Source organism: Streptomyces sp. NPDC042371 (assembly GCF_056437465.1).
Genome location: NZ_JBWKAP010000016.1, coordinates 70,271 through 86,136, shown reverse-complemented (window position 1 = coordinate 86,136; position 15,866 = coordinate 70,271). Strand labels below are relative to the sequence as shown.

General features: G+C 70.9%; 12 protein-coding genes. 10 read left to right on the top strand and 2 right to left on the bottom strand.

The annotated features are described in order from the left end of the window. Nucleotides 1–16 precede the first annotated feature (16 nt). A complete protein-coding gene (locus AC068B_RS35375) occupies nt 17–976 on the bottom strand; it encodes an ABC transporter substrate-binding protein (RefSeq protein ID WP_478675604.1) in 960 nt (319 codons plus the stop codon). A gap of 514 nt (nt 977–1,490) precedes the next feature. On the opposite strand from AC068B_RS35375, the gene AC068B_RS35370 reads away from it, so the two are divergent. The 10 genes from AC068B_RS35370 (at nt 1,491) to adhE (ending at nt 14,628) form a co-directional block, all read left to right on the top strand. Then, nucleotides 1,491–2,357 (top strand): amino acid ABC transporter permease, encoded by an 867-nt coding sequence (locus AC068B_RS35370; protein WP_478675603.1) that lies wholly within the window; start codon nt 1,491–1,493, stop codon nt 2,355–2,357. Further along, a complete protein-coding gene (locus tag AC068B_RS35365) occupies nt 2,354–4,141 on the top strand; it encodes an FAD/NAD(P)-binding protein (protein WP_478675602.1) in 1,788 nt (595 codons plus the stop codon). The genes AC068B_RS35370 and AC068B_RS35365 overlap by 4 nt, the downstream gene beginning before the upstream one ends. Then, complete coding sequence (locus tag AC068B_RS35360; protein WP_478675601.1) at nt 4,125–4,913, top strand: amino acid ABC transporter ATP-binding protein; 789 nt, start codon at nt 4,125–4,127, stop codon at nt 4,911–4,913. The genes AC068B_RS35365 and AC068B_RS35360 overlap by 17 nt, the downstream gene beginning before the upstream one ends. 10 nt (nt 4,914–4,923) lie before the next feature. Beyond that, nucleotides 4,924–6,033: an LLM class flavin-dependent oxidoreductase gene (locus AC068B_RS35355; RefSeq protein ID WP_478675600.1), complete on the top strand. Its 1,110-nt coding sequence runs from the start codon at nt 4,924–4,926 to the stop codon at nt 6,031–6,033. Further along, a complete protein-coding gene (locus AC068B_RS35350; RefSeq protein ID WP_478675599.1) occupies nt 6,030–7,331 on the top strand; it encodes an NtaA/DmoA family FMN-dependent monooxygenase in 1,302 nt (433 codons plus the stop codon). Before AC068B_RS35355 ends, AC068B_RS35350 begins: the two co-directional genes overlap by 4 nt. A gap of 5 nt (nt 7,332–7,336) precedes the next feature. Next, nucleotides 7,337–8,122, top strand: a complete 786-nt coding sequence (locus AC068B_RS35345; protein ID WP_478675598.1) for a DUF1684 domain-containing protein — start codon at nt 7,337–7,339, stop codon at nt 8,120–8,122. 270 nt (nt 8,123–8,392) lie between these two features. Further along, complete coding sequence (locus AC068B_RS35340) at nt 8,393–9,295, top strand: S1 family peptidase (RefSeq protein WP_356257842.1); 903 nt, start codon at nt 8,393–8,395, stop codon at nt 9,293–9,295. Nucleotides 9,296–9,462: 167 nt separating this feature from the next. After that, the gene (locus AC068B_RS35335) at nt 9,463–10,401 is read left to right on the top strand and encodes a slipin family protein (protein ID WP_478675597.1); all 939 of its coding nucleotides are present in this window, start codon (nt 9,463–9,465) and stop codon (nt 10,399–10,401) included. Between the two features lie 279 nt (nt 10,402–10,680). Then, complete coding sequence (locus AC068B_RS35330; protein ID WP_478675596.1) at nt 10,681–11,760, top strand: S1 family peptidase; 1,080 nt, start codon at nt 10,681–10,683, stop codon at nt 11,758–11,760. 261 nt (nt 11,761–12,021) lie between these two features. Further along, nucleotides 12,022–14,628, top strand: a complete 2,607-nt coding sequence (gene adhE, locus AC068B_RS35325) for a bifunctional acetaldehyde-CoA/alcohol dehydrogenase (protein ID WP_478675595.1) — start codon at nt 12,022–12,024, stop codon at nt 14,626–14,628. Between the two features lie 82 nt (nt 14,629–14,710). On the opposite strand, the gene AC068B_RS35320 is transcribed toward adhE, so the two are convergent. Further along, a complete protein-coding gene (locus tag AC068B_RS35320) occupies nt 14,711–15,859 on the bottom strand; it encodes an AAA family ATPase (RefSeq protein WP_478675594.1) in 1,149 nt (382 codons plus the stop codon). Nucleotides 15,860–15,866 lie beyond the last annotated feature (7 nt).

Here is a 15,866-nt window from a genome sequence, read left to right as displayed (position 1 = left end):
GGGCCGTGATCGTGCGTCAGCTCTTGATCTCCGGGGGCGAGATCTGCGACTTCTCGATCGCGGAGCCCTGCGTCCCCCACTTCTTCAGGATGCGGTCGTACGTGCCGTCCTTGATCAGCCGGTCGACCGCGGCCCGGAACGCGGGCGCCAGCTTCGTGTCCTTCTTGAAGGCGAAGCCGACGTCGAGCCGCCGGTACTCACCGAGGAACTTCAGGCCCTCCTGCTGCTTCACGGCGTAGCGCAGGCCGTTGATGGTGGACATCACCACGTCGGCGCGGCCCTGCTGCAGCGCGGCCCAGATCGCGCCCTGCTCGGCGTACGTCTTCACGCTGTAGGGCTTCTTGCCCGCGTCCTCGCAGACGTGCTTGTTGTCCTCAAGGGTGACCTCGAAGGTGGTGCCCGCGCCGGTCGCCACGTTCAGGCCGCACAGCTGCTCGAAGCCGGTGACCTTCTTCAGGTCGCTGTCCTTGCGGACGGCGAACCCCTGGCCGTCGTTGATGTACGTGACGAAGTCGATGGTCTTGCGGCGTTCGTCGGTCACGCCGAAGTTGCCCGTGCCCAGGTCGTACTTGCCGCTGCCCAGGGCGGGCAGGATCGCCTCGAAGCTCGCGGCCTCCCGCTTCAGCTTCAGGCCGAGGGTCCTTGCGACCGCGTCCGCGAAGTCGATGTCCTGGCCGACGATCGTCCTGCCGTCCTCCAGGTAGAGCGCGCCGGGCGGGGTGCCGCCGACGGAGGAAGCGATGGAGAGCGAGCCCCGGTCGCGTACGTCCGCGGGCAGCAGCTTCGCCGCGGCCTCGTCCTTCCGGACCGACGAGACCACGTCCGCGGTCGGGATCTCGGCACTCCTGCCCGCGGGGGCGGCCCCGCCCGCGGTGTCCGCGGCGTCGCCGGAGCCGCAGCCGGTCAGTACGAGGGCGGCCGCGGTGATCAGGGCGAAGGCCGCAGGGATGCGGCGGGAATGCGGGGGCTTGCTCATGGTGTGACGGTCTCCAGCTCGGCAGGGCAGGGCAGGGCAAGGCAAGGGCGAAGCGGACGTACGAGGGGAGGGGTGCCGTGCGCCCATGAGGCAGGGGCGGCGGCGTACGCGTGTGAAGGCGGGAGCGACGGCGTGCGGGTGCACGGGCGTCGTGTTTGCGGAGAGCGCAGGGTGCCGACCCGGACAGGGCGAGCGGGCTCAGCGGACGCGGAGCTGGCTCAGGGGTGCGTGAAGCGCAGGGGGTCGGCTCAGAGAGACATCAACAAGACGCCGACCACACTCGACCGAAGTCGATGTGGGAGCGCGTGACCAGCCACTGCTGCGGATGCATGGGCCAAGTGGAACAGGCATCCGTTTCCGCGTCAACTGCCGTGAGACGTAGGGCTCACATCCTGGACAGCCTTGACAGCGCGCGTGCGGCGCACCGTAATCTCAAGGCGGATCGTGCTGAGGGGCTCGGTCCGTGTGAAGGCATCACCCGTGTTCGATCTTCTGTATCCACGGAGCCTTCCGCATGTCTTCCGAGACCCTCGCCAAAGTGGCAACCGCCCCCGAGCCCCGGGATCCTCCCGAGCTCCCCGACACGCCCCGCATCGTGCCCCGCCCCCGCGCGGGACAGTGGACGGCGGCCGTCGCCGTCCTGGTCCTGCTCGCGCTGGTCGCCAACTCCGTCGTACGCAACGAGGCGTTCCAGTGGGACGTCGTCGGCGACTACTTCACCTCGGCGTCCGTGCTGCGCGGGCTCGGGCTCACGCTCTGGCTGACCGCCCTCGTCATGGTGCTCGGCTTCGCCCTCGGCACGCTCCTCGCCATGGGCAGGCTCTCCGCCAACCCCGTGCTGCGGGCGGTGAGCTGCGGATACGTCTGGTTCTTCAGGTCGATGCCGATCCTGGTGCAGCTGCTCTTCTGGTTCAACATCGGGGCGCTGTACCCGCAGTTGTTCGGCGTGAAGACGGTGAACCTGCTCGGCCCGGTCACCATCGCCGTCATCGGGCTCACCCTGCACGAGGCCGCCTACGCCGCCGAAGTGGTGCGCGGCGGGATCCTCTCCGTCGGCCGCGGGCAGACCGAGGCCGCGCAGTCGCTGGGCCTCGGGCGGTGGCGCAGATGGCGGCGGATCATCCTGCCGCAGGCCATGCGGTCCATCGTGCCGCCCGCCGGGAACATGCTGATCGGCACCCTCAAGGGCACCTCGATCGTCTCCGTCATCGCCGTGCAGGACCTGCTCTACTCCGTGCAGCTCGTCTACCACCGCACCTACCAGGTCATCCCGCTGCTCATGGTCGCCACCATCTGGTACGTCGTGGTCACCTCGGTGCTCAGCGTCGGCCAGTACTACGTCGAGCGGCACTATGCGCGGGGTTCGGAGCGTGCCCGGTGAGGCGCTCCCTGGTGATCGTGGGCGCGGGCCCGCGCGGCACCGGCATCCTGGAGCGCCTCGCCGCCAACGCCCCCGAGCTGTACGACGGGGACGGTCCGGGGCTCGACATCCACCTCGTCGACCCCTACCCGCCGGGCGGCGGCCGCATCTGGCGCCACGACCAGTCGCCGCTGCTCTGGATGAACTCGCAGGCCCAGGACGTCACGATGTTCACCGACGCCACGGTGGAGGTGGCGGGCCCCGTCCTGCCGGGCCCCGCCCTGCACGAGTGGACCGGCCACGACGGACGGTCCTTCCTGGGCCGCCGTGAACAGAGCGCGTATCTGCGCTGGGTGTACGAGAAGGCCGTCGCCGCCCTGCCCGAGGGCGCCGTCGTCCACCACCACCGGCGCAGGGCGCTGCGCGTCACCGGCGCGCACGGCTCCCGCCAGGAGGTGACCGTCGAGGGCTTCGACAAGCCCATCGCCGCCGACCTCGTCATCCTGGCCATGGGACACCTGGACGCCGAACTCGACGCCGAGCAGGCCGAGTTGGCCGCCTACGCGGAACGGTCCGGGCTCGTACATCTGCCGCCCGACTTCACCGCCGACAGCGATCTGTCCCGGCTCGCGCCCGGCGCACCCGTCATCGTGCGCGGCTTCGGCCTGGCCTTCGTCGACCTGATGGTGCTGCTCACCGAGGGCCGCGGCGGACGGTACGAAGGGGACACGTACCACCCCTCGGGCCGCGAGCCCGTCCTGTACGTCGGCTCGCGGCGCGGCGTCCCCTACCACTCGAAGATCGGCTACGACTTTGAGGGCGAACGGCCGCCGCTGCCGCGCTACTTGGGACCTGACGAGATCGATGGACTCCTCGCGAGGCCCGGGGGGTTCGACTTCCGGCGGGACGTCTGGCCGCTCGTCGAGAAGGAGCTCGGCTTCGCCCACTACCACCGCCTCTTCACCGCGCACCCCCAGCGCACCAGGACCGCCTGGACGGACTTCGACGAGAAGTACGCCGCCTGCGACCCCGGCAGCCCCGAACTGGACGCCCTCGTCGCCTCCGCCGTGCCCGACCCCGCCGACCGGCTCGACCTCACGGCACTCGACCACCCCCTGGCCGGGGTGCGCTACACCTCGTACGCGGCGCTGCAGGACGGGCTGCGCGGCCACATCGCCGACGACCTCGCCCGCCGCCACGACCCCGCACACAGCCCCGACCTCGCCGTCTTCCTCGGACTGCTCTCCGTGTACGGGCAGTTGGTGCGGCTCGGCGACGTGGGGACGTGGTGGCACGGCTTCTTCAGCTACCTCGCGTCCGGGCCGCCGGGACCCCGGCTGAGGCAGCTGCTCGCCCTCTCCCGCGCCGGAGTGGTGCGGTTCCTCGGCGCGGACGTACAGGTCACCGCCGAGGACGGGGTGTTCCGCGCCCACAGCCCCACCCTGCCGGGACAGGTCACCGAGGCCCGCGCGCTCGTCGAGGCGCGGCTGCCGCAGCCCACCCTCGCCCGCACCCGCGACCCGCTGCTGCGCGCCCTGCACGCCGAGGGCGCCGCGTCGACCGCCGCGGGGCTCCTCGCCGTCGACCCGGCCGACGGACGGGTTCTCGACCGGGCGGGCGTGCCGCATCCGCGCCGCTTCGCGCTCGGCCCGCACACCGACGCGCGCGGCGCGGGCGCCTTCACCCGGCCGCGCACCAACAGCCCCACCTTCCGGCAGAACGACGCCACCGCACGCGCCGTACTCGACTTCCTGCGCACCGCCACGACCCGAGGAACCCGACGAGCCCATGCCCCTGTCCAGTGAAGCCCCCAGCGCCGACCCCATGGTCGAAGTCCGTTCCGTGCACAAGTCCTTCGGCTCCCTGCCGGTGCTGAAGGGGGTCGACCTGCGGGTCGGCAGGGGCGAGGTCACCGTCGTCCTCGGCCCGTCCGGATCCGGCAAGTCCACCCTCCTGCGCACCATCAACCACCTGGAGAAGGTCGACGCGGGACAGGTCTCCGTCGACGGCTCCCTCATCGGCTACCGGCGCTCCGGCGACAAGCTGTACGAGCTGCCCGAACGCGATGTGCTCAAGCAGCGCACCCGGATCGGCTTCGTCTTCCAGAACTTCAACCTCTTCCCGCACCTGACCGTGCTGGAGAACATCGTCGAGGCGCCGGTCTCCGCGCTCAAACGGCCGCGTGCCACCGCGGAGCGGGCCGCCCGCGAGCTCCTGGAGCGGGTCGGCCTCGCCGACAAGGCCGACGTCCACCCCGAGCGGCTCTCCGGCGGACAGCAGCAGCGCGTCGCCATCGCCCGCGCGCTCGCCCTGGAGCCGAAGCTGCTCCTGTTCGACGAGCCGACCTCGGCCCTCGACCCCGAACTCGTCGGCGAGGTCCTCGACGTCATCAAGGACCTCGCCCGGCAGGGCACCACGATGATCGTCGTCACCCATGAGATCGGCTTCGCCCGCGAGGTGGCCGACACCGTCGTCTTCATGGACGACGGCCGCGTCGTCGAACAGGGCGCCCCCGCCGACGTACTCGACAGGCCGCGCCACGACCGCACGCGCGCCTTCCTCTCCAAGGTCCTCTAGGAGCCCTCGCATGACTGCCTCGCACCCCACCCAGGACGCGGCGACCGGCCGCGGCCCGCTCCACCTCGCCGTCGCCATCGACAGGACCGGCGCCCCCGACGCCTACGAGGCCGACGCCTACGCCGAGTCGGCGCTGCTCGCCGAGCGCGGGGCGCTGGACTTCGTGACGCTCGGGGACTCCTTCGCGCGCCCCGGGCCCGACGCGCTCGCCGTGGCCGCGAGGATCGCGCCCCGCACCGGACGCATCGGCCTCGTGCCGACCGTCACGACCACGCACACCGAGCCGTTCCACGTGCAGGCCGCCGTGGCCACCCTCGACTGGGTCAGCCACGGGCGGGCCGGCTGGGCGCTCGACGTGTCGGCGACCGAGGCCGAGGCCCGGCTCTTCGGGCGGCGCCGTGCCGCGCCGCGCGAGGAGCTGTGGCAGGAGGCAGGTGAGGTCGCCGACGCCGCCGCCCGGCTGTGGGACAGCTGGGAGGACGACGCGGAGATACGGGACGTGGCGACCGGCCGCTTCATCGACCGGGACAAGCTGCACTACGCCGACTTCGCGGGCCGCTCGTTCTCGGTGCGCGGGCCCTCCATCGTGCCGCGGCCGCCGCAGGGCCACCCGGTGCGGGTCGTCGACGCGACCGCGCCGCAGGCCCGCGAGACCGCGGCCCGGTACGCGGACGTCGCCCTCGTGCGCGCCGCGTCCGCCGAACGGGCCGCTGCCGCCCGGGCCGAACTGCGCGGCCTGGCCGCCCGGTTCGGCCGTGACCCGCGGACGCTCCTCGTGTTCGCCGCCCTCGACGTGGACCTCGGCGGCGGCGAGCACGCCGCGGAGCCGGGGCACGGCGGCGGACCGCTGCCCACCGCGGAGGGTCCCGCCTACCGCGGCGGGCCCGTCGACCTGGCGGAGCTGATCGCGGGCTGGCACCGCGCGGGCGCCGTCGACGGCTTCCACCTCACGCCCGCCGAGCCGCGCCGTGACCTGGAGCGGCTCGTCAACGGCACCGTCGCGCTGCTCCAGCACCGCGGCCTGTTCCGCACCTTCTATCCGGGCAGCACGCTCCGCGAACACCTGGGGCTCGCCCGGCCCGCCAACCGATACGCCGCGCTCACGGGGGAGTCCGCATGACACAGCGACCCAAGCAGGTGCACCTGGCCGCCCACTTCCCCGGGGTCAACAGCACCACCGTCTGGTCCGACCCCGGCTCCCGCTCGCACATCGACTTCTCGTCCTTCACGTCGCTCGCCCGCACCGCCGAGCGCGGCCTCTTCGACTTCTTCTTCCTCGCCGAAGGGCTGCGGCTGCGCGAGCACAAGGGGAAGATCCACGACCTGGACGTCGTCGGGCGGCCCGAGTCGCTCACCGTCCTGACCGCGCTCGCCGCCGTCACCGAGCGGCTCGGCCTCGCGGGCACCGTCAACGCCACCTTCAACGAACCCTTCGAGCTGGCCCGCAGGTTCGCCTCGCTCGACCACCTGAGCGCGGGCCGCGCCGCCTGGAACGTGGTCACCACCTCGGACGCCTTCACCGGCGAGAACTTCCGGCGCGGCGGCTACCTCGACCGCGCCGACCGCTACACCCGCGCCGCCGAGTTCCTGGCGACGGCGCGCGAACTGTGGGACTCCTGGTCGCCGGAGGGCAGGCCGCGGCCCTTCGCGCACCGGGGGCGGCACTTCTCGATCGAGGGCGAGTTCCCCGTGCGGCGCTCCCCGCAGGGGCACCCCGTCGTGATCCAGGCGGGCGATTCGCCGGAGGGGCGGGAGTTCGCCGCGTCCGCCGCCGACGTGATCTTCACGCGGCACGGCACGCCGGAGGCCGGACGGGAGTTCTACGCCGATGTGAAGGGCCGCCTCGCGAAGTACGGGCGCTCCGCCGACGACCTGAAGATCATGCCCGGGGTCACCGTCGTCCTCGGCGACACCGCCGCCGAGGCGCAGGAGAAGGCCACCGGGATCCGCCGCGCGCAGATCTCCCCGCAGAACGCGATCCTCGCCCTGGAGCAGGTCTGGGGCGTCGACCTCTCCGCGTACGACCCGGACGGGCCGCTGCCCGACATCGACCCGGACCCGGACTCGGAGCTCGTCCAGGGCCGGGTGAAGATCACCGACCCCTTCGCCGTCGCCGCGAAGTGGCGGGCCCTGTCCGAGGCCAAGGGGCTCTCCATCCGCCAGACCGTCATCGAGACCACGGCCCGGCAGTCCTACATCGGCACCCCGGACCAGGTCGCCGCCGATCTGACGGAGTCCGTGCGCACCGACGCCGCCGACGGCTTCATCCTCGTGCCGCACCTCACCCCCGGAGGGCTCGACGACTTCGTCGACAAGGTGGTGCCGCTGCTCCAGGAGCGCGGCGCGTACCGGACGGATTACGAGGGCACGACACTCCGTTCCCATCTCGGGCTGCGCGAGCCCGTATGGAAGGGTTGATCACTATGACGGACGCCGCACAGGACTGGAAGCACTGGCACGAGCAGCGGACGGAGACGGTGTCGGCCCCCTACGGGCCGCTCGCCCTCACCGGCACGCACTGGCTCGCCGACTATCCGGAGGGACACCTTCCAGGCATCCCCGGGCATTGGGTGGAGACGCCCGACGCGGTCGTCCTGGCCGCGCGCCCCGACGAAGGCCTCATCGTGGACGGGCAGCCCCTGACCGGAGAGGTCCGGCTCGGTGCCGACAGCGGCCCGGTCGCCGACGCCCGGGTCGCGCTCGCCGGGCGGCGTCTCGTCGTCTTCCGGCGCGAGGGCCTCTGGGCGGTGCGCGACTTCGACCCGGACGCCGCCGCGCGCCGCGTCTTCCGGGGCATCGACGCCACCGCGTACGACGCCCGGTGGGCCGTGCCGGGGCGCTTCACCCCGTACGACGAGGACCGCACCGTCACGGTCGGCAACGCGGACGGCAAGGAGCGCGGGCTCGGACTCGGCGGTGAACTCTCCTTCCGGCTCGGGGGAGTCGAGCACACCCTCCAGGTGAGCGTCGAGGGCGACGGGTCGCTGTGGGCGGTCTTCGCGGACGCCTCAAGCGGGCTCTCCAGCTACCGCTTCCGCTTCCTGCGGCCCGCCGCGCCCGACGCCGACGGCCGCACCACCGTCGACTTCAACCGCGCGCTGCTGCCCCCGTGCGCCTTCGCCGACCACTTCATCTGCCCCTTCCCACCGCCCGGCAACACCCTGCTCAGCGAGATCGCGGCGGGCGAGCGGAACCTTCGCGACCACTGAGACGTCAGAGCACTCGAACGGGTGCCGGCGCACCCGGAGAAGTGGAGCGAGCCCCGGTGGCGTACGAGAGGTACGACCCACCGGGGCTGGCCGACATGGATCGGTCGACGGCCGAAAGGCGCCCTTGTGCGGCTCGTCCCCGCCCCTCAATACTCCCGAGCAGCGCTTGTCAGGAGCACGGCGTATGCGGAATCAGGGCTGTCTCTTTGGCTGCGCCTCACGGGTCCTCAACCCACAAGGACCCACTGACTTCCCTCGGGAGGAACAAACGTGAGGATCAAGCGCACCACTTCCCGCAGTGGCATATCGAGACACACCCGTCTGCTGGCCGTGGCCACCGGACTCGTGGCCGCCGGAGCGCTGGCCGTGCCCGCGGCCACCGCACAGGACGGCGCGGCGGCCTTCAGCGCGGCACAGCTGGAACAGGCCAGTGACGCCCTCCTCGGTGCCGATGTCGCGGGCACCGCCTGGGGCGTCGACCCGAAGACCGACCAAGTCGTCGTGACCGCCGACAGCACGGTCTCCAAGGCCGAGATCGCCGAGCTCAAGGACGCGGCAGGGCCCAACGCCGACGCACTGAAGATCGAGCGCACACCGGGCACGTTCCAGAAGTACATCTCCGGCGGCGACGCCATCTACGCGAGCAGCTGGCGCTGTTCGCTCGGCTTCAACGTGCGCAACGGCAGCACCTACTACTTCCTGACCGCCGGTCACTGCACCGACGGGGCGACCACCTGGTGGTCCAACTCGGCGAAGACCACCGTGCTCGGCACCACGTCGGGCTCCAGCTTCCCGACCAACGACTACGGCATCGTGAAGTACACGAACACCTCCGTCACCAAGTCCGGCACCGTGGGCAGCCAGGACATCACCCGCGCCGCCGACGCCACCGTCGGGCAGAACGTCACCCGGCGCGGTTCCACGACCGGCACGCACAGCGGCCGCGTCACCGCGCTGAACCAGACCGTGAACTACGGCGGCGGCGACGTCGTCTACGGCATGATCAAGACCACGGTCTGCGCCGAGCCCGGCGACAGTGGCGGCCCGCTGTACTCGGGTTCCACGGCCCTCGGTCTGACCTCCGGCGGCAGCGGCAACTGCTCGTCGGGCGGCACGACGTTCTTCCAGCCGGTCACCGAGGCGCTGCGCGCGTACAACGTCAGCGTCTACTGACACGACAGTGGCCACGGTCAGCGGCCACTGATACGGCGGTTGCCGCCGAAGCTCCACCGCCACAGGCCCCCGTCCGGACACCGGGCGGGGGCTCGCTCTTGCCCGGGGGGCGAGCTACCTTCGAAGGGAGCGCGCAACACGCCCAATTCGGACCCTGGGGGGCCGGTATGGTCGAGGAGCTGGTGGCGGTGGGGGTGACCCTCGGGTCGCTCGGAGCGGTCTACGCGATGGCGGCGGCGCGCGTCATCAAACAGTACGAACGCGGTGTGGTTCTGCGGCTCGGAAAGCTCCAACGCAACGTGCGTGGACCGGGGTTCACCATGATCGTGCCGATGGTGGACCGGCTCAACAGGGTCAACATGCAGATCGTGACGATGCCGGTGCCCGCCCAGGACGGCATCACGCGCGACAACGTCACGGTGCGCGTCGACGCCGTCATCTACTTCAAGGTCGTGGACGCCGCCGAGGCGATCGTGGAGGTGGAGGACTACCGCTTCGCGGTCTCGCAGATGGCGCAGACGTCGCTGCGCTCCATCATCGGCAAGAGCAATCTGGACGACCTGCTGTCCAACCGCGAGAAGCTCAACCAGGGTCTGGAGCTGATGATCGACTCCCCGGCGATCGGGTGGGGCGTGCAGATCGACCGCGTCGAGATCAAGGACGTGTCGCTGCCCGAGACCATGAAGCGGTCCATGGCCCGCCAGGCCGAGGCCGACCGCGAGCGGCGCGCCCGCGTCATCAACGCCGACGCCGAACTGCAGGCCTCCAAGAAGCTCGCCGAGGCCGCCCACGAGATGTCCGAGGAGCCCGCGGCCCTCCAACTCCGGCTGCTGCAGACCGTGGTGGCCGTCGCCGCCGAGAAGAACTCCACCCTCGTCCTGCCCTTCCCCGTGGAGCTCCTCCGCTTCCTGGAGCGGGCCCAGCAGGCCATACCGCAGCAGCCTCAGCAACAGCCGCAACAGCAACAGCCGCAGGCGCAGGGGAATCACGCGGAGGCGCCCTCCGTGGCGCGCGCGGAGCCCGTGAAGCTGCCGGATTCCGGAGCGCGGGACGCGGAAGTCGGAGAGCCGGGGCCATCCGGAGGAGTGAAATCCGGACAGGACTAGACCTTACAGACCGACGATCGTTCCTTGCGCGGGGTGTTTGCAACGGGAACCGACGTGGCGTGACCTGGCTCACTCGACTCACAGGGGGCGCACAGGAGTTCTCGTGCGCGCGACCTGAAGTAGACCTTGTGTGCTACCGGAATGCATCGGGATAGTTAGCCGGGCCAACTTGGCATGGACGCGGCTACTTCAGCGTGGCAATTCCGTGCCGCGTAAGCCTCGCGGTCCGTCAGGCCCCCACGCCGGACGGGTCGATCCCCCCACAGGAGGTCGTGAGCTTTGAAGCACCGACGCATACCCAAGCGGCGTGTTGCCGTGGCAGGCGCGGGCATCGCCGCGCTGGTCGCCGCGGGAGTCACCTTCCAGACTGCGAACGCGAGCGAGAACTCCCCCACCCCCACCCCCGACACCCTGTCCGTGGCGAAGGCCGGAAAGCTCGCCTCGTCCCTGGGCAAGGACCTCGGCGCGGACGCAGCGGGCACGTACTACGACGCGAAGGCCAAGACCCTCGTCGTGAACGTGCTGAACGAGAGCGCGGCGGACGCCGTCGAGTCGGCGGGCGGCAAGGCCAGAATCGTCGAGAACTCCCTCGCCGAGCTGAAGAGCGCCCGCGCGACGCTCGACGACAAGGCGGCCGTGCCCGGCACCTCGTGGGCGATGGACCCGGCCACCAACAAGGTCGTCGTGACGGCCGACCGCACGGTCAAGGGCGCGAAGCTCGACAAGGTCGACTCGATCGTGAAGAGCCTCGGCGGCAAGGTCGAACTGAAGCACAGCAAGGGCGAGTACAAGCCCTTCATCGCCGGTGGCGACGCGATCTGGGGGAGTGGTTCGCGCTGCTCGCTCGGCTTCAACGTCGTCAAGGGCGGCCAGCCGTACTTCCTGACGGCCGGGCACTGCGGCAACGCGGTCAAGAGCTGGTCGGACTCGCAGGGCGGCCAGGAGATCGGCGCCACCGAGGAGTCCAGCTTCCCGGGCAACGACTACGCCATCGTCAAGTACACGGCCGACACCGCGCACCCGAGCGAGGTGAACCTCTACGGCGGCACCCAGGCGATCAGCAAGGCCGGGGACGCCACGGTCGGCCAGAAGGTGCAGCGCAGCGGCAGCACCACCCAGGTCCACGACGGTGACGTCACCGCGCTCGACGCCACGGTCAACTACCAGGAGGGCCAGGTCGACGGTCTGATCCAGACCACGGTCTGCGCCGAGCCCGGCGACAGCGGCGGCGCGCTCTTCGCCGACGACACCGCGCTCGGTCTCACCTCGGGCGGCAGCGGCGACTGCTCGTCCGGTGGCGAGACCTTCTTCCAGCCGGTTCCGGAGGCCCTTTCGGCCTACGGCGCGGAAATCGGCTGAGCCTGCGGGACGCTTGGAGCCCCGCCCTCGCAAATGTGGGGGCGGGGCTTTTTTGGGATTCCTTGTGAAAACTTTCACAAGCGCGCAAGGGTCCAAAGTCCCTTGAGTTTCATGCAGGTCAGAGCTGGTTTACGGGAGGGTTCAGATTCCCCGAAAGGACCTTCTGCCCGGCGGGTGGGGCCCTTTTCGGCGTCTTTTGTGGGGCGTGCAGGTGTGGAATTGGAGGCGTAGCGAAAAGCTCTCAACGAAGGAGTGCCCGCCATGCAGGCCAAGGAGATGGTGGACGGACTGGTCGAGAGGGCGCTGACGGCGCTCGACAGGTTCGCGGCGTACGACCAGGAGCAGGTCGACCACATCGTCAAGAAGGCCTCCCTCGCCGCGCTGAGCCAGCACGGCGAGCTGGCGCGGCAGGCGGTCGAGGAGACCGGCCGCGGCCTCTTCGAGGACAAGGCCGTCAAGAACCTCTTCGCCTGCGAGCACGTCGTCAACTCGCTGCGCGGCCTGAAGACCGCGGGCGTCGTCTCCCGCGACGAACTGAACGGCGTCACCGAGATCGCCGAACCGGTGGGCGTCGTCTGCGCGATGACCCCGGTGACCAACCCGACCTCCACCACGATCTTCAAGGCGCTCATCGCCCTCAAGACCCGCAACCCGATCGTCTTCGCCTTCCACCCGAGCGCCCAGCGCTGCTCCGCCGAGGCCGCGCGGATCGTGCGGGACGCGGCGGTCGAGGCGGGCGCGCCCGAGGACTGCGTGCAGTGGGTCGAGGAGCCCTCGATGGAGGCCACCGGCCTCCTCATGCACCACGAGGGCATCTCCACGATCCTCGCCACCGGCGGCAACGCGATGGTCAAGGCCGCCTACTCCTGCGGCAAGCCCGCGCTCGGCGTCGGCGCGGGCAACGTGCCCGCGTACGTCACCCGGAGCGGCAAGCTGCGGCGGGCCGTGCACGACATCGTGCTCTCCAAGGCCTTCGACAACGGCATGATCTGCGCCTCCGAGCAGGCCGCCATCCTCGACGAGGAGATCTACGACGAGGGGCTCGCGGAGTTCGAACGGCTCGGTGCGTACGTCGTCACGGCGGCCGAGAAGACCAAGCTGGAGGAGTTCGTCTTCGGCACGACCGCCTTCGCCAACAACTGCTCGGGCGCCAAGCTGAACGCGGCCGTCGTCGGCAGGTCCCCGCGGTGGATCGCCGAACAGGCCGGGTTCGAGGTCCCCGAGGGCACGTCGGTCATCGTGGCCGAGTGCGCCGAGGTCGGCGAGGGCGAGCCGCTCACCCGCGAGAAGCTCTCCCCGGTCCTCGCCCTCCTGAAGGCCGAAACCACCGAGCACGGCCTCGAACTGGCCGCCCGGATGGTCGAGTTCCACGGACTCGGGCACAGCGCCGCCATCCACACCGAGGACGAGGAGCTCGCCGAGGAGTTCGGCCGGCGCGTCAAGGCGGTCCGCGTCATCGTCAACGCGCCCTCCACCTTCGGCGGCATCGGCGACGTCTACAACTCCTTCCTGCCCTCACTCACCCTCGGCTGCGGCTCGTACGGACACAACTCGGTGTCGAACAACGTCTCCGCGGTCAACCTGGTCAACATCAAGCGGATCGGACGGCGCAACAACAACATGCAGTGGTTCAAGGTCCCGCCGAAGATCTACTTCGAGCGCAACGCGCTTCGCTACCTCGGTGAGATGGACGGCATCAAGCGGGTCTCGATCGTCACCGACAGGACGATGTCGAAGCTCGGCTTCGTCGCCCGCGTGACCGACATCCTCGCGGCCCGCCCGGACGCCGTCACCGTCCAGGTCATCGACAACGTGGAACCCAACCCGGAGCTCTCGACGGTGCGGGCGGGCGCCGCGCTGATGCGGGACTTCGGACCGGACACGATCATCGCCCTCGGCGGCGGCTCGCCGATGGACGCGGCCAAGATCATGTGGCTCATGTACGAGCACCCGGAGGTCGAGTTCGCGGACACCAAGGAGAAGTTCTTCGACATCCGCAAGCGGGCGTTCAAGTTCCCGGGGCTGGGGGAGAAGGCGCAGCTGGTGGCCGTCCCGACCACGTCGGGCACCGGTTCGGAGGTCACCCCGTTCGCGGTCATCTCCGACCCGGAGGCCGCGCAGAAGTACCCCCTCGCCGACTACGCGCTCACCCCGAACGTCGCGATCGTCGACCCCGTCCTGCCGATGCGGCTCCCGGCGACCGTCACCGCCGACTCCGGCTTCGACGCGCTGACCCACGCCACCGAGGCGTACGTGTCGGCGTACGCGAACGACTACACCGACGGGCTCTGCCTCCAGGCGATCAAGCTCATCTTCGGGAACCTGGAGCGGTGCGTCGTGAACGGGGCGGAGGACCCCGAGGCGCGCGAGAAGATGCACAACGCATCGACCGTCGCGGGCATGGCCTTCGCCAACGCCTTCCTCGGCCTGGTGCACGCCATGGCGCACACCCTCGGCAACACGTTCCACGTCGCCCACGGCCGCACCAACGCGCTCCTCCTGCCGCACGTCATCCGGCACAACGGCACGGTGTCCGGCAAGGCGACGCCCTGGCCGAAGGCCGAGGTCTACCGGGCGCCGGAGCGCTTCCAGGAGATCGCCCGGATGCTGGGCCTCCCGGCCGCGACCCCCGAGGAGGGCGTCGAGTCCTACGCCCGCGCGGTCGAGGAGCTGCGCGCCAAGTGCGGGATCCCCGCGTCCTTCGCCGAGGAGGGCGTGGACGAGGAGGCCTTCCTCGCGGCGCTGCCGCAGCAGGCGATGAACGCGTACGCCGATCAGTGCGCGCCCGCCAATCCGCGGATGCCGATGCTCTCCGAGATGGAGCGGTTGATGCGGCAGGCGTATTACGGGGACGGGGGAGGGGCCTGATCCGGGTTGCCGTCTGCGGGTTCGCTGTGGCTTGTCGCGCAGTTCCCCGCGCCCCTGATGAAGCGCCCCTTAAGGGGGCGCCTCATCGTTTGGGCCAGTACCACAGGGGCTCGTCCAGGAAGCTCTCTCGGCCCGCCACCGTTGTTCGGCCCGACTCCTTTGTCAGTTCTATGGAGTTGACGTCGACCCGGTGGCGGGCCGCCCCCTTGGCCACCGCCTCGGCGAGAGGGCGGGCATGGGTCACCAGGACGACTTGCGTGTCCTTCGTCGCCGTCACGATCAGGTCGGCCAGCGGGCGCAGGAGGTCCGGGTGCAGGCTCGTCTCCGGCTCGTTCAGGACGAGCAGCGCGGGCGGCCGCGGGGTGAGCAGCGCGGCGGTCCACAGCAGATAGCGCAGCGTGCCGTCGGACAGCTCGGCGGGGCCCAGCGGGCGCAGCAGCCCGTGCTGGTGCAGCTGGAGCTCGAACCGGCCGCCGTTGTCGACGACGCGGACCCGGCTGCCGGGGAAGGCGTCGTCCACCGCGTCGTCCAGTGCCGTGTCGTCGCCGATCTCGCGGATGGTCTGCAGGGCGGCGGCCAGGTCCGCGCCGTCGTGGGCGAGGACCGGGGTGCGGGTGCCGATCCGGGCGGCGCGTGCGGGCGCGTCGGCGTCGGTGCGCACGTGGTCGTAGAACCGCCAGGAGCGGATCAGCTCGCGCAGCCGCAGCAGGTCGGGTGCCAGCTGCGGGTCGGCGAACTCGCTCAGCATGCTGTCGTACGGACGGATGCCCTGGGCGCGGTGCCAGCCGCCGTCGGCCGTGCGGGTGCGCACCGCGGGGCCCGCGCGGTCGCAGAGCAGCGCCGCGGGCCGCAGGACGGGGCCCGCCCAGGTGGACTCGCGCTTGATCTCGGGGTCGAGCTGGAAGAGGGACGGCGCGCCGTGCGGGCCCGAACCGCTGGACTGGGGGAGGCCGAAGTCCACCGCGTACCCGAACTCGTCGCCCGCGAAGCCGAGCTTCAACCCCGTGGGCTCGGCCTTCCGCTCGCCCGCCCAGAGCGCGGACGGCAGGCCGCCCTCACGGGCCAGGGCCGCGACCGCGCCGCCCGTGGCGGAGTCGGCGAGCAGCCGCAGGGAGCGGTACAGGCTGGACTTGCCTGTGCCGTTCGCCCCCGTGATCACGTTCAGCCGGTCCAGCGGGACGATCAGTTTGCGCAGGGAGCGGTAGTTCTCGACGGCGAGTGTGCGGATCATGCGTCTC

Excerpts from the sequence above, each read along its gene's own strand:
- adhE (WP_478675595.1), top strand. The coding sequence starts at position 12,022 with ATGCAGGCCAAGGAGATGGTGGACGGACTGGTCGAGAGGGCGCTGACG.
- AC068B_RS35375 (WP_478675604.1), bottom strand. The coding sequence starts at position 976 with ATGAGCAAGCCCCCGCATTCCCGCCGCATCCCTGCGGCCTTCGCCCTG.
- AC068B_RS35355 (WP_478675600.1), top strand. The coding sequence starts at position 4,924 with ATGACTGCCTCGCACCCCACCCAGGACGCGGCGACCGGCCGCGGCCCG.
- AC068B_RS35320 (WP_478675594.1), bottom strand. The coding sequence starts at position 15,859 with ATGATCCGCACACTCGCCGTCGAGAACTACCGCTCCCTGCGCAAACTG.
- AC068B_RS35370 (WP_478675603.1), top strand. The coding sequence starts at position 1,491 with ATGTCTTCCGAGACCCTCGCCAAAGTGGCAACCGCCCCCGAGCCCCGG.
- AC068B_RS35335 (WP_478675597.1), top strand. The coding sequence starts at position 9,463 with ATGGTCGAGGAGCTGGTGGCGGTGGGGGTGACCCTCGGGTCGCTCGGA.
- AC068B_RS35345 (WP_478675598.1), top strand. The coding sequence starts at position 7,337 with ATGACGGACGCCGCACAGGACTGGAAGCACTGGCACGAGCAGCGGACG.
- AC068B_RS35350 (WP_478675599.1), top strand. The coding sequence starts at position 6,030 with ATGACACAGCGACCCAAGCAGGTGCACCTGGCCGCCCACTTCCCCGGG.
- AC068B_RS35360 (WP_478675601.1), top strand. The coding sequence starts at position 4,125 with ATGCCCCTGTCCAGTGAAGCCCCCAGCGCCGACCCCATGGTCGAAGTC.